11 protein-coding genes are annotated in these 13,889 nt (G+C 50.8%); 3 read left to right on the top strand and 8 right to left on the bottom strand.

What is annotated here, in order from left to right; genetic code table 11:
• Positions 1–162: 162 nt before the first annotated feature.
• Positions 163–1,065, top strand: coding sequence for a LysR family transcriptional regulator (locus tag KJS63_RS21685; protein ID WP_068620087.1), 903 nt, complete (start codon positions 163–165; stop codon positions 1,063–1,065).
• Between the two features lie 32 nt (positions 1,066–1,097).
• On the opposite strand, the gene KJS63_RS21680 is transcribed toward KJS63_RS21685, so the two are convergent.
• Both KJS63_RS21680 and KJS63_RS21675 read right to left on the bottom strand, forming a co-directional pair.
• Positions 1,098–1,766: a potassium channel family protein gene (locus tag KJS63_RS21680; RefSeq protein WP_213621028.1), complete on the bottom strand. Its 669-nt coding sequence runs from the start codon at positions 1,764–1,766 to the stop codon at positions 1,098–1,100.
• Between the two features lie 18 nt (positions 1,767–1,784).
• Complete coding sequence (locus tag KJS63_RS21675; protein ID WP_244862720.1) at positions 1,785–3,128, bottom strand: TrkH family potassium uptake protein; 1,344 nt, start codon at positions 3,126–3,128, stop codon at positions 1,785–1,787.
• Positions 3,129–3,229: 101 nt separating this feature from the next.
• Here KJS63_RS21675 and KJS63_RS21670 point away from each other — a divergent pair, with 101 nt between their 5' ends.
• Complete coding sequence (locus KJS63_RS21670) at positions 3,230–4,915, top strand: CPBP family intramembrane glutamic endopeptidase (RefSeq protein ID WP_213621027.1); 1,686 nt, start codon at positions 3,230–3,232, stop codon at positions 4,913–4,915.
• A 277-nt stretch (positions 4,916–5,192) separates the two neighbouring features.
• Here the strand turns inward: KJS63_RS21670 and uvrC are convergent, their stop codons facing one another.
• Positions 5,193–7,289, bottom strand: a complete 2,097-nt coding sequence (gene uvrC / locus KJS63_RS21665) for an excinuclease ABC subunit UvrC (protein WP_213621127.1) — start codon at positions 7,287–7,289, stop codon at positions 5,193–5,195.
• 160 nt (positions 7,290–7,449) lie between these two features.
• Positions 7,450–7,761, bottom strand: a complete 312-nt coding sequence (gene trxA / locus KJS63_RS21660) for a thioredoxin (protein ID WP_068620092.1) — start codon at positions 7,759–7,761, stop codon at positions 7,450–7,452.
• Between the two features lie 239 nt (positions 7,762–8,000).
• Between trxA and KJS63_RS21655 the strand changes: the two genes are divergently transcribed.
• Entirely contained in the window at positions 8,001–8,156 is a 156-nt protein-coding gene (locus tag KJS63_RS21655; protein WP_089153570.1) for a YqzM family protein, read from the top strand.
• A 241-nt stretch (positions 8,157–8,397) separates the two neighbouring features.
• Here KJS63_RS21655 and KJS63_RS21650 read toward each other — a convergent pair whose 3' ends face one another.
• The 4 genes from KJS63_RS21650 to KJS63_RS21635 form a co-directional block, all read right to left on the bottom strand.
• Positions 8,398–9,747, bottom strand: a complete 1,350-nt coding sequence (locus KJS63_RS21650; RefSeq protein WP_213621026.1) for a WD40/YVTN/BNR-like repeat-containing protein — start codon at positions 9,745–9,747, stop codon at positions 8,398–8,400.
• A gap of 240 nt (positions 9,748–9,987) precedes the next feature.
• A complete protein-coding gene (gene dnaI, locus KJS63_RS21645; protein WP_213621025.1) occupies positions 9,988–10,944 on the bottom strand; it encodes a primosomal protein DnaI in 957 nt (318 codons plus the stop codon).
• Between the two features lie 29 nt (positions 10,945–10,973).
• A complete protein-coding gene (locus tag KJS63_RS21640) occupies positions 10,974–12,494 on the bottom strand; it encodes a replication initiation and membrane attachment family protein (protein WP_213621024.1) in 1,521 nt (506 codons plus the stop codon).
• A 145-nt stretch (positions 12,495–12,639) separates the two neighbouring features.
• Positions 12,640–13,842, bottom strand: a complete 1,203-nt coding sequence (locus KJS63_RS21635; protein WP_213621023.1) for a helix-turn-helix domain-containing protein — start codon at positions 13,840–13,842, stop codon at positions 12,640–12,642.
• Positions 13,843–13,889: the final 47 nt, after the last annotated feature.

Below are 13,889 nucleotides of genomic sequence, written 5' to 3'. Positions count from 1 at the left end.
TTGTAAATGATACATTCCACACTTGTAAGCGGCAGTACCTATGACTGACCGATTCCATGTGAACAACTTGTGTCAGTTTTTATGTTACTCCTTTTGAACTTATAATGGAATTGCAATATAATTATTAAATGTTATGCAAATAACGCATAAGGAGGAGTTTTGTTGTACGATGATCTGCTTGTCTATATCACTGTGGTGGAACAATCCAGCCTGAATAAAGCTTCAAAGCTGCTGAACCTGTCCCAGCCTGCCTTGTCCCGCAAAATATCCAAGCTGGAGGAAGAGCTTGGGGTCAAGCTCTTCAACCGCAACGGCAAGCGGCTGGAGCTCACCCGCACAGGGCAGCTGGTGTACACCTACGCGCTGGAGCAGCGTCAGAGGCACCTGCAGTTCCTGCAGTCCATCTCCAGATACAAGCAGGCCGAGCGGAGCGTGCTGACGCTGGGCGCCAGCCTGACCACCATTCAGACCACACTGCCGCCTCTTGTTAAAGCGCTCATGAACAAGTACCCGGATACGGAGCTTAAGCTCGTCACAGGCAAAACCCATGAGATTGTCTCCCATGTGCGCGACAAGAAGGTCGACTTCGGTGTCGTCGCCTCTTCTATTGATGAACCCGGTCTGCTGTGCATTCCCTTGTTCGAGGACCACCTGGAGCTTGTGGTTCCAAGCCAGCATGACCTGCTTCAGGTGAAGCGTATTACAATGGAGGATCTGAATCTGCAGCCGATGATTATTTTCTCCAAGGGCACTTGGTATCGGCGGGTTATTGATGATCTGTTCGCAAGATATAACGTCATTCCGGATATCCGGATGGAAATTGACTCGTTCGAAGCGATTGTCCGGCTGCTTCCCACCTGCAAAGCTGCGGCCCTGCTTCCTAAATCGTATCTCCGAACCCCCCTGCTTGACAAGAATGAAGTGGTTACCATTCCGATGAAGGAACTGGAGCAGACACGGAGAAGGACCTGTCTGATCTTTGGTCAGAAGACCGACCTGTCCAGCGAAACCCGGCAGTGGATCGATGAAATGAAAAAAGCTCTCTCCGGTGCGCTGTCCGTGTGACTCATACGAAATCTGCGCACCGGCAGAAGAACCTAGTCCTCGCTGTTAACCGACTGCTCGAATTCCTCAATGTTCTCATTGGAACCGATGATCACCATGATATCCCCCGTGTGGATCTGATCCATGGCTGTCGGCGCAATAATGCAGCCGCTCTCCCTCTGGATCGCCACGACACTGCAGCCGAATCTTGCCCTGGCATTCAGCTCGTTTAAGGTCTTCCCGTCCAGAGTACGGGGCACCTTCAACTCGACAATGCTGTAATCCTTGGACAGCTCAATATAGTCCACAAGATTCGGATTGACAAGCTGATGAGCGATCCGGACCCCCATGTCCCTCTCCGGATAGACCACCTTGTCCACTCCAAGCTTCTCAAGCGCCCGGCCATGCAGGGTGGAGATGGCTTTGGACACGACCGTCTTAATTCCCATTTCCTTCAGGAGAATGGTCGCTAGAATGCTCATCTGAATGTCATCGCCGATCGCAACGATACCACAGTCGAAATTGCGGATGCCTAAGGACCTTAACATCTCCTCATCCGTCGCATCCGCAACAACCGTGTGGGTCAGAACCTCACTCATGTTGTATACCACTTCTTCGTTCCGGTCCACCCCAAGCACCTCATATCCGAGGTCCACCAGTTCCCTTGCCAGGCTTGAGCCGAACCGGCCAAGTCCAATCACTACAAACTGTTGATTTTCCATATGTAGTTCTGCATCTCCTTACCCGATAATCATTTTCCCTTCAGGGTGGCGGTACAGCTCCTTCTCTTTCTTTGGCCCGAGCGCATAAGCCATAGTCAGCAGTCCAAGCCTGCCGGCAAACATCGTCAGAGAAATCAGCACCTTGCCCAGCACCGTCAGCTTACCCGTAATTCCCATGGAAAGTCCTACGGTTCCAAATGCCGAAGTCGTTTCGAACAGGATGCTTAGAAAGCTGGCATCCTCCGTAGCGGTCAGCACCATGGTGACCGCGATAATGAAGAAGAGCGCAAACATCGTCACCGTAATGGCCTTATGAATCCGCTCCTGGGCCAGACGGTAGCGGTACAGCACGACCTCTTCCCTTCCACGGATCATCGACAGCACCGCACCAACAAGAATCGTAAAGGTGGTCGTCTTGATTCCGCCTCCGGTGGAGCCCGGTGAAGCTCCGATAAACATTAATATAATAATAAAGAACTGTGTAGCCTGTCTTAATGAGCCAATATCCAGCGTATTGGCCCCTGCCGTTCTTGGTGTAACGGATTGGAACAGGGAACCCCAAATTTTGCCGCCCCACCCGAGGGGCTCAAGTGTCTTCGAATTCGTAAACTCGAAAATAAATATGACAATCGTTCCAAGCACAATAAGTGCGGCAGTCATGGAGAGAACAACCTTGGAATGAAGGGACAGCTTCCATTTCTTGCGGTTTTTGCGGAAGCCTGCTAAATCTGAAATTACAATGAAACCAATACCCCCGGATACGATAAGAAACATCGTAACCAGGTTAACCACCGGATCATCAACGAACATCGTTAGGCTCCGGTAACCCCCGAACAAGTCAAAACCCGCATTGTTGAACATGGATACCGCATGAAACAGGCCATAATAGACCGCACGGCCCAGCGGCATGTCAAACGCCCAGCGGATGCTGTAAATAACCGCGGCACACAACTCAATAACGATCGAGTAAGTCAGCACCTTGCGGATCAGCCGGACAATCCCCTCCATCGTATTCTGGTTCATCGCCTCTTGGAGCAGAAGGCGGTCTTTCAATGAAATTTTACGTTTGAATACCATGGAGAACAGGGTCGCCATGGTCATAAACCCGAGTCCGCCCACCTGAATAAGAACCATGATGACTACCTGGCCAAAGGTAGTGAAATCAAGCCCCGTGTCTCTTACGACCAGGCCAGTAACACAGGTCGCCGAAGTCGCCGTAAAGAGCGCATTGATAAATTCCAGTGATTTGCCACCCACATTTGAAATAGGCAGCATAAGCAGCAAGGTGCCAAGCATAATAATAGCAGCGAAGCCAAGCACTAGAATTTGGGGAGGGGAGAACTTAGGCAGCCTGTACCTCAATCTTTTCACCTCTTCATTAAGAATTGCAATTATGTTATCTTTACTTGAGTTCAGAATCTCAAAATTATATACATACTAATATAAACCAAAGGAGCATACTTATGAAAGCCGAAGGGCCAGCATTGAAGCTGCCAACCAATAATAAGGCACTATGGATTATGGCGGTGATAGGACTCGCCATCTTCTTGTACATTCAGGTGCTGCCGCTTACGAACTCTCAAAATGGCCAGCAGGAACCTGGCGGCCAGCTGATCAGCAAAGACCAAGCCGCCTTGGCGGCAGAGCAATTTGCTGCCGATGCACTGGGTCTGAGCGGCCTGCAGGAGGCGGGCAAACCTCTGGTCACCTATGAGTCGGACTCCGATTTATACGGGTACTTATCCAAATCAGGCCTGCTGACCAACTATAACACTAAATATGAAAAACAGTTTCCTTATGACGTCTACCGCGTTAGCTTCGAGAATCCAGCTTCCTTTATGAAGCTGCTCAATGTGGATGTTCATATGACGAGCGGTAAGGTTACGGGCTTTGAGGCTGTACAGCTGTATTCCCGGAAAGACCGCAGTGTGCTTCTTGAGCATAATGCCGCAACCGCCGCACAGACGCTTCGTCAGCTTGAAGGCAATCTGTCATTGGCGGACAAGCAGAAGCTGGCCATCCCTTTTCTGGAACAAATGGGCTACCGGGCGCGTGAGCTGGTTCTGATCAGCACTGAAACTGATCCGGGCTTAACCTACAAGATTAAGGATTACAAGATCGGTGAGGCTCAGGCCGAGCTTCGCTTCCAGTATGAATATGGTCAAGTCGCCTCCTTGGAGTCCGCTTTTAGCATACCTGAATCCCATGAAGCTTACGTTAGTGCCCAGAAGCGGCTGGCCAACTGGCTCTATTTTGGCGGTTATGCCCTGCTCTCTTTTGTGCTTGGTATTCTTGCCATCGTGTACAGTGCCCGCACCCGGCCCTTTGCTTCTTTTAAAAGAGGTGCGTTCCTTTCGGTTTTCTACTTTGCGGTTAATGTAATCTCCGTCATTAATCTAATGCCGGTCCTGCAGGCCCAGCACCTGTCCAAAACTGCACTTGCCGTGCTGCTGACCGTTCAATGCTTGTTCACGATCATGGTCTCCGCATCCGTGTACTTCTCACTAGTCGCAGGAGACGGGCTGTGGCGCAAGCTGGGTTATTCCATGTGGGTGCACCCCCGTGAGCCTAAGTACGGCAGCCACGTGCTCAACTCCATGATAGACGGCTACGCCTGGGCGTTCGTGATCCTGGGGGCCCAATCCGTCATCTTCGTGGCACTCGAAAGCAGTATTCATTCTTGGTCCACCACAGATGCCACACAGTCCACTTATAACATGCTGTACCCGTGGCTGTTTCCCCTGGTGGCTTGGACAGCAGGGATCGGTGAGGAAGCTGTGTACCGTCTGTTTGGAATTCCGATGCTGAAAAAGATATTCCGCAGCACCTGGATAGCCGCCTTAATCTCTTCACTGATCTGGGCTTTCGGGCATACCCTGTATCCAATTTACCCGGTTGTTTCCAGGCCCATTGAGCTGGCCTTTATCGGACTCCTATTCAGCTTCATCTTCCTGCGCCGCGGCTTCATCACGGTTATGTTCGCCCACATTATATTTGACAGCATTCTAATGGGGCTCAGCCTGATTATGATGGGGCAAGTCTCCAATATCGCGGTTGGAGTTCTATATATTATCCTGCCAGCTGTGGTCGGATACCTGATTTATGTATTTTACCAAAGACGCGGCGCACCGCGGTCCTTACATCTGTAATTCTTCCAATAATATTAGTGCTCCATCGAGAAAAAGGGGCTGTGCTCCGGTCATAAAGACCTGGCACAGCCCCTTTGGCATTTAACAAGGAATCCCCGTTTGGATGGTGTTCTGCCCCTCTCCGAGGAATGCAACGCAACACCACACCACGCGCTGGGAGCTTCGCGCTCCCCAACACTCGTACCCGGCACTGATGAACCTCTCTTAATCCGGTACATGAATATGACTACTGTTCTTCATCTAAATCCAAGACTAGGGAAGAAGCCGTGGCTCTTCCCTAGGGTGTCATGGTCTCTTCTTCATCCCGCAAAGCGGCAATAATCTGCCTTGCAAGCTTATCACCTATAGATAATGGCCGGAAATCTTCAACGGAAGCTTCCTTAATCTTCTTTAATGAGCCAAAATGCTTGAGCAGCGCCTTACGGCGCTTCTCACCGATTCCCGGAATGGAATCGAGACGGGAAGTCACCATCGACTTGCCCCTCTGCTCCCGGTGGAAGCTGATCGCGAACCGGTGGACCTCGTCTTGAATCCGCTGCAGCAAATAGAATTCCTGGCTGTCTCTTGGAAGCGCGATCGGTTCCGGCGGGTCTCCAATCATCAGCTGGGCAGTCTTATGCTTCGTATCTTTCACAAGGCCGCCTACAGGAATGAATAACCCCAGCTCATTCTCCAAAATATCCACCGCCGCGGAGATCTGCCCCTTACCGCCATCCACAATAACGAGATCCGGAAGCGGAAGATTCTCCTTCAGCACACGTTCGTATCTTCTGCGGATGACCTCGCGCATGGTCTCATAGTCGTCCGGGCCTTGTACCGTCCTAACCTTATACTTCCGGTACTCCTTCTTGTCCGGCTTCCCGTCGGTGAACACCACCATCGCGGATACCGGGTTAGCCCCCTGGATATTGGAGTTGTCAAACGCCTCAATCCGGCGCAGGGAAGATAGTCCGATCCAGCTGCCCAAGCTTTCGGAAGCTTTGGAAGTGCGCTCCTCGTTCCGTTCGATCAACCGGAACTTCTCATCCAGAGCAACCTTCGCATTCTGGATGCCCATATCGACCATCTGCTTCTTCAGGCCGCGCTGGGGAATATGCACCTTAATGCCGAGCCATTCCTGAAGCGAAGCCGCTCCGCTAACCGCGTCCGACATTCCTGAAGCCGCACGCTCAGCGTCTACAGGTTCAAGCTCATCCGCCTGAGTTGGGATAATCTTCTCCTGCTCGCCATTCACGGCACCGCCCGCTTCAGCCTCGGCCGCATCCTCCTGGGCCAGCTTATCGGCGAGCACCTCGGCTGAGATCCAGGTCCGCTGGCCTTCCTGAGGAGCCTCGCTGCTCTCTGCCCCACCGTCATCAGCCTGAGCGGCTTCTAAGCTGCTGCTATCTTCTGCCGAAGCAGTCTTTGTGTCTTCCGTCGAGCCATCAACGCTAGTCTTCTCCTCCTGCATACCCGGTAGCAGAATCTCCTGCGGCAGCGCTGGATTATCACTGTAGTACTGAGTCACGAAAGAGAGAAAATCACTGTACGGCTCCCCGTAGAACGGGAAGATAGACGCGTGCCGCTCGATCATTTTACCCTGACGCATATACAGGATCTGCACACACATCCAGCCCTTGTCTACCGCAAAACCGAACACATCGCGGTCTCTGGAATCGGCCATCGAAATCTTCTGCTTTTCCATCAAGGCGTCAATGTTCGTGATCTGGTCGCGCAGCTCTTTGGCCCGCTCAAAGTACAAATCCTCCGCAGCTTCTTCCATCTTGCGGCGGAGCTCCTTCTTGATCTCCTCATGACCACCGCTGAGAAAACGGGTAATTTCCTGGGTAATCTCATCATAGGAAGATTGCGGAACCTCCTGAACACAAGGCGCCAGACATTGGCCCATATGATAGTACAGGCATACTTCCTTAGGCATTACATTGCATTTGCGCAGCGGATACATCCGGTCCAGCAGCTTCTTGGTCTGCTGAGCCGCATACCCGTTTGGATAAGGACCGAAGTACTTGGCTTTATCCTTGAGAATCCGCCGGGTGACCTCCAGACGCGGATGGGTTTCGTTCGTTATTTTGATATATGGAAAGGTCTTATCGTCCTTGAGCAGGACATTATAACGCGGCATGTGCTTCTTAATCAGGTTGCACTCCAGAATCAGTGCCTCCATGTTGCTTGCCGTTACGATATATTCAAAATCACGTATCTCGGTCACAAGCCGCTGTGTCTTCCCATCATGACTCCCTCTGAAGTAAGAGCGGACACGGTTCTTGAGCACTTTGGCTTTGCCGACATAGATGATTGTACCTTCTTTATTCTTCATTAAATAACAGCCTGGAAGGTCAGGAAGCAGGGCAAGCTTATGATTGATCGCTTCCATCGCCTTCTCCTGCTCATTCCATTCCTGGATGTAGTCGTCCACGCATTTCACTCCTCTCCCGCGTGAATTCTAGTTAGTAGGAAGCAGTAAGTCCGCTATCCCAACGCAGAAAACGCCCCCGGGTGATACCGGAGGCGTCCTGGCTTACAAAAAGATCCGATTACTGGTGTTTTGCAAGCAAGTTTTTGAGTGATTCTTTGGAGTTCAATCCAACCACTTTATCGACCGGCTGGCCGTCTTTGAAGAAGATCAGCGTCGGAATGCTCATTACGCCAAAACGGGAAGCCGACTCAGGATTCTCGTCCACGTTTACTTTTGCAATCTTAACGTCTACTTCAGTTGCCAGCTCATCCAGAATCGGAGCAAGCATTTTGCAAGGACCGCACCAAGGCGCCCAGAAATCAACAAGGACAGTTCCCTGACCTTCCACTTCACTGCTGAAGGATTGATCAGAAACATTAACGATAGCCATGTATATCTCCTCCTTATGTTTACACATAATTATGTTTGAAATGATTGCGATTATATGGGAATTTCAGCCCCATATAGACGACAAATCAAGTATACCACATTTTTTTAGTAAATGGAAAACAGTAAGAGCCCTCTTGTCTTTACAAATGTTTTCGCGTTTGGTTATACTAATAATAACCCAAATCCGTTTTGTCTATGACTAATTTTATGGATTATTTTTGACGAGGAGGCCCCGGCGCCATGGAGACCCCAATTCGCGTGAACGACCCGCGGCAGCATATTAACGAAGAACCCCGCAATGACTTTGGCGATTTGATGTTCGGATTCACGGGTATGTTCGTGCTGATGTTTGTCATTTTCTTCGGCATGGTTATCTGGAAATTCATCGCCAGCTAAGCGGATTGAACCTTTAATTTTATCAACAACAAACACCTTCCATGATTTGTATCCGTTATCATGGAAGGTGTTTGTTGTTGTAGTGCTCAAAACTCCAGTTCCCGCTCATACCGGCTCAGCATTTGCTCCAACTCGGCAAACCTCACGAACCGGGAAGTCCGGGAGATTTCCCTTCCCTTATCCTTGGCCATTCATTTTGAGCATTCTCATGTTATACAGTTGTCCCCCTGGTATCTGTATCCTACATCACAGCCCAAGTTCTCCCGCCATCCTCCGTCTTAAGCAGCCGGGAATGCAAATTGTCAGCAGAGGCTGCCAATATCCAGCCATGCATACTGTCTGTGAACTGTATCGTTCTCAGCTCAGGCATGGAAGCCAGCGTATCTGTAAGTACGGAGTTGACCTTAAGATTCTGCCAACTCTTAGCACCATCCGCCGTGTGAAGCAGCTGCGTCCCATTCCAGAACCAGCCCATCTGTGCGGAGACAAAGACCGGGACTCCAGGTCTTTCCGTGCTTGGAATTCCAGGCTCAAAGGAAACATAGCTCCAGCTCTCTCCGCCATCGGTCGTGCGGAAGCCGCCGATATCTATCTTGTTATCCTTATTTACTTGAACCGGCATCCAGCCAACCTTCCGGTCCTTGCCGAAGAATGAAGGTGCGGACGTAATTTGCGGATTTCCGCCCTCCCAATCCGCGGCCTTGGACAAGTCTACAAGCTTCCAGGTTACGCCCCCGTCACGGGTGCGAGCCAAGTGCGGCACTCCTTCACGGGATTGGAGCGGAACCCAGCCATGCTTCCCATCCCGGAACGACACTCCGTACCCGGTGAAGCCATACTGAGGCAGAAGCCCGCGCTTGGCTTCCTCTTCAGCCCCCAGACTTGTGGAGGCATTGTCCATAACCTTAAGCCAGGTGGCTCCTCCGTCCGTTGTCTTGTAGAACACTTTGCCGGAATGTCCCATGGCGGCATCCGTCTCGGTCAACAGATATCCACGGGTTCCGGAGATAAAAGCCGTCTCACCAGCCATCATTTCCTTAAGATCCGGCCCCTTCTTCCATGTGTTTCCCCCGTCGCTTGAATACATTACTCCGCGGAATCCGTTCTTCTCAGAGGAAGGGAACAGCAGCAGATGCTGCTTATCCGCTGCGGCGAAGATATCTCTGTCATTTCCTTCTGCTGAAATGGAGGGAGAGGGGCTGATATCGGTCCAGTTCTTGCCGCCATCCTCTGACCGATAGATGCGGAGTGACCCCTTGGAGGCAGAACCCCAGGCGAAGAGTGTCTTATTGTCAATCAGCTTGAAACCGGCCAGTCGCGCCTGAATCTGAGCGCGGGTGGACTTGACATTTTTGGCACCGTCCGTTTTGGCTCCGTCCGTCTTTCCCGTATCCGCTGGTAACTGCGTCTCACCAGAAACCTGTCCTCCACCTGTCCCATTGTTCTGTGCCGACGTGCTGGAATTGGGTGCTGCCGTCTGCTGCGGCGCCTGCCCCTTGGAATCTGATGCGGATTGACCCGAGCACCCGGCAACCGAAACCGTTACAGCTAAAGTCAGCATAATACGAATCCAACTATTATTATTCATCATGTATATCCTCCGTAAGTTTAGAACTATACTATACCTTTAAATTACCCTTTAAGCGTACAAGGCATAGCGCCTTTAACCGCTTGATTGACCTCATTATATCGGGTGTCCTTCAAGGAATCGTGTCATTTCTGTAAAATAAGACACCAAAAAAGCCTGCCTCTTCCGGTGAGAAGAGATCAGGCTCCCTGTCAGCAGCCGCTAATACCGGCTACAAAAATATGACAATAATTAAATATAATCTTATTTGCGGCTGCCGCGCTTATTCGTCCCGTTAACCGGCACCACATCCACGAACGGGGCAATCCGGTCCATCAGCCGCTGGCCCTTATGCGCTTCTTCCCCATCCTTGCTGGTGAAGCTTAAATGCTTCTCCAGTGCCTTGAGATCATAATTGGACGTATAAAAGGTCGGCTTGCGGTTCATCCGGTAATTCAAAATCGCCCCCATGACATGGTCCCGTACCCATGGGTTCAAGTTCTCAGCCCCAATATCATCAAAGATCAGCAGATCGGCTTCCTTCATGATCTCCACCGTCTCCTTCAGCTTCTGGCTGTCCTGGAGCATGGATTTGAGATCTTCCACGAATTCCGGCATATATACGATGACCCCGGAATAGCCCGCCTTGGCCAGCTCATGAAGCATGTAAGTCATCAGGAAGGTCTTGCCGGTGCCAAAATGGCCTACCAAATAAAGGCCTTGCACACCAAGCCCGTTCTCCCGGGTCTCGTTAATATACCGGAACACCTGAGCAACAGCCGGTGACCGCATGCTGTCCTTGGACATGATCTCAACCATGTCATAACCATCCTGCAGCGCCCGCTCATCCACATAGAAGCTGCGGATTCGCTTCTTCACCTGAATTTCACGTTCCCGGGCAAGCTGCTTGGGACAAGGAACCTGGCGGTCATACAGCCGTGGACTTCCCGCAACGTTCTCTACGGTTAGGCGGGTGAAGTGACCCTGAAAGTCATTAGGGCACAGGTCAAGCCCCGGACAAGCCTCGCAGTGACGACTGTCCTTCACATATTGATACAGCTTGCTGACATTCAGCGTGAGCTGCCCGTCACTGATTTCAGGATGGCGGGAACGCAGCTCCTGGATAATCGGATCGTTCAACAAATCCTGCAGAATCTGTTCGGACCGCTGCCGAAACTGCGGACTTTTCATTTGCTGAAGCATTTCCCCCAAAGACTCCATGTTCTCACCTTCTTCATTCTATTCCGGGATTAATAACCATTCTTCTTGTTCGCCTGCATTATTTCAGCCATCTTAATCAGCTCGGCGAACTCTTCTTCCGTTACTGCCGCTTCCGCTTCAGGCAGGGTACTCTGAACAATAGGAATTTCCGGTTTCAGCTTGGCATTCCGGCTGTAAGATCTTGGGCGCACGCCTGACGCAGTGGACGCAGACTCGTTCTTCACCTTAACCTTTGCCTGCTCCCGGATATATTGAACTGCCTTCTCATATGTATCCACCTGCTTCATCAACATATTAGAGGCAATAGCATTGACAAAATTACGGTTGATCCGCTGCTCACCACCCGTGGTGAGAAGATTCATAAGATAGTGAATGAGCACATTAATGACTTCGCTTGGCAGTTTGTAATTCAAATCGATATTCTCGAAGATATCAAGCAGATTGTCAGGGACCGAACCCGGGAAGAACGTCTTAAGCAGCCGGGTATAAGGCTCATTTCTCAGCATCATATTGTATTGATGAATGTCACACTTGGCGAGGAACTGCGGAGGTACTTCAACGTAGTACTCCATCTGAACCGCATGTTCAAGCGGAGGCTCTGTCGCTGCGGCAGAATCATGCTGCCTAAGTGAGATCACTTTGCCGCCCTGAAGCTGACGCTCTTCCTTGCGCTTCTTCACCTGGCGGAAGGACAGGCTTGCCGCGTGCTCCAACTGCTCCTGCACGACAGTTCCATCCGGACCGAATACACCGTCTTCATCAAGAAGCCGGCACAGATCCTGAACAGAAAGTTCGTATTTATGGGCAATATAGTTAATGGTACCCAGCTGCTCGACATTATAGCGCAGGGCTTCTACATAAGCCCGGTTAGCTGAATCTCTAGGGAATCGGAGAATAATGTCCGCATAATTGAAGCTGTCTGTTTCGGCCAGCCGGATTCCAGGTTGTCTGGATATAGAGACCTCCGCAATAGCCTGCTCCAGCTCATAGTCAATCGAATGGGCATTTAACTCGAATATTTCATAAAAAGGCACCGAGATGTTCTCTTTGTTCATCGAACGTCCGGCAAGTTCATTGTTTTCGCGGCTCCACAGCTGTTCCTGAAGGGACAGCACGGCAAATTTGCCGATCTTGTCACGAAGCAGCAGGGTCAGATGCTGGGTCTTGAAGAACTCGGCAGGAGACAATGGGGCCTCCAGTTCATACTCATACAGATAGTCATCATTCTCAGGGAGATAAATCCGGCTCGTCTGCAGAAGTCCCACAGCTTCAAGCTTTGAAGCCATTTCGATCAGCAGCTTGCGCCCCTTCTCGCTGGGTTCGAGGCCCAGGGTAAGGAACAAGCGGCGCTGCTGCTCTACAGGGGAATAACCGACTTTCTCAAGCGGCACCTGTTGGCAGAGCAGCTGATAAAGAGAGACCGCCAGCGCGCCCACCATAGGCTGATAGACCTGGCTTAACATCACTCCGTCCACGGTGCCAAGACCGAAGTCGCGATATACGCAGTAGGAGTGATTCTCTGAGAAATGATGCAGGTTCGTAATGCGCACGTACTATCGCTCCTTTCATGGCAAAATGTAGACTTCATCTATTCTATCATAAATCCCTCCGGCCGGAATCGTTAAAAGATTACAAAATTCGCCGAAATTGGCTGCTTAATAAAGCGTGAGAAATTCTTCCTCACTCTATTGGCTTTTATTCGGACTTGTGGAATAAACGGTAGGTTTCCTCTATGAAATTCTTCGAATAATTAAGAGGGAAATTGCGTACCCGTTCATAAGCTCTGGCAGACAGCTTAGCAGCATCAGACATAAGGCCGCGCTTCGCAGAAAGCCGGGCCATGTAAGCATCAGCCGCATACAGGTTGGACCGATCCAGCGGGTGATAGGCTGTCTCAGGCATAACGACCCGGCCAAAGGCGTCCCAGGCTTCCTCATCATGACCGGTATTATAGTAGTAAATCCCAAGCTCCATCCAGTAATTGGCGCTTTTCTTCTGCTGAAGATCGGCAACCTTCTCGATAAGTTCCAAGGCCTGTGCATAACGGCCTTCCCGGTTATGAATCCTTGCTTCACTCATCTCAATGTAAGCTAGCGTTACCTTGTTATCTGTGGCCTCCGCGTAGAGCTTCGCTTTCCTTCTATATTCGTTCGATTTCTCCTTATCGCCGCTCTCATAGTAGTTATTGCCCAGCATTCGCAGGAAGTGCTCCGTCAAATAGTACACTTCCTGCTCTTTGGACAGGGTAAGAGCTGCCAGCATCACGTCCCTGCTCTCCTCGTTCATACCCAGTGCGGACAAAGAGACTGCTTCGGCGTAATACAGCTCAAGCTCGAACAGCGTATCCTTTCCAATCTTCTTCTGTTCATATTCGCGCCGCACTTCCCGGATCAAATCCAGAGAAGAACCATATTTACCGTGGGAGAACAGATGCGCATAGTTCATATATTTTACTTTGGCACTTTCAACAAACAGTCCAAAGCGTTCATAGATGTCCACGGCCTTCCTGATCGCCTCTTCCCCGCCACTATGAACCGTATGAAAACAGGCCTCTGCATAATACTCCATCATGCGGGCCACATCCAAAGTCATAGGCAGTTTGCCTTCAAGAAGGGGCTGCACCTTCCGGACAATCTCGGCGTACTCCTTATGTTTCATATCCGTCTCCAGCTCACGGACAAGCTCCGAGATCCCCTGCCCGTCATCTTCGCCGAGGAAATACCCCGCATCCTGGCCTAGCTGCTCGGCTAAATAGCGGAGCGTCCGCATGGACGGCATCGCCTTGCCGTTCTCAATTTGGCTCAGCATGCTCTTGGTCATATGCTCTCCCGCCAGTTCGGTCTGGGTCATGCCGAGCTGCTTGCGCAGGTGCTTGATACGTTCTCCAATTTTAGTCATGCCGTTCATCCTCATCCTGATTTATAAATCCAAGTATATCTTAACCG

It is taken from the genome of Paenibacillus sp. J22TS3 (assembly GCF_018403205.1).
Taxonomy (GTDB): domain Bacteria; phylum Bacillota; class Bacilli; order Paenibacillales; family Paenibacillaceae; genus Fontibacillus; species Fontibacillus tuaregi.
Note: the sequence above shows the minus strand (reverse complement) of the source record. Positions and strands in the feature narration are given on the sequence as shown.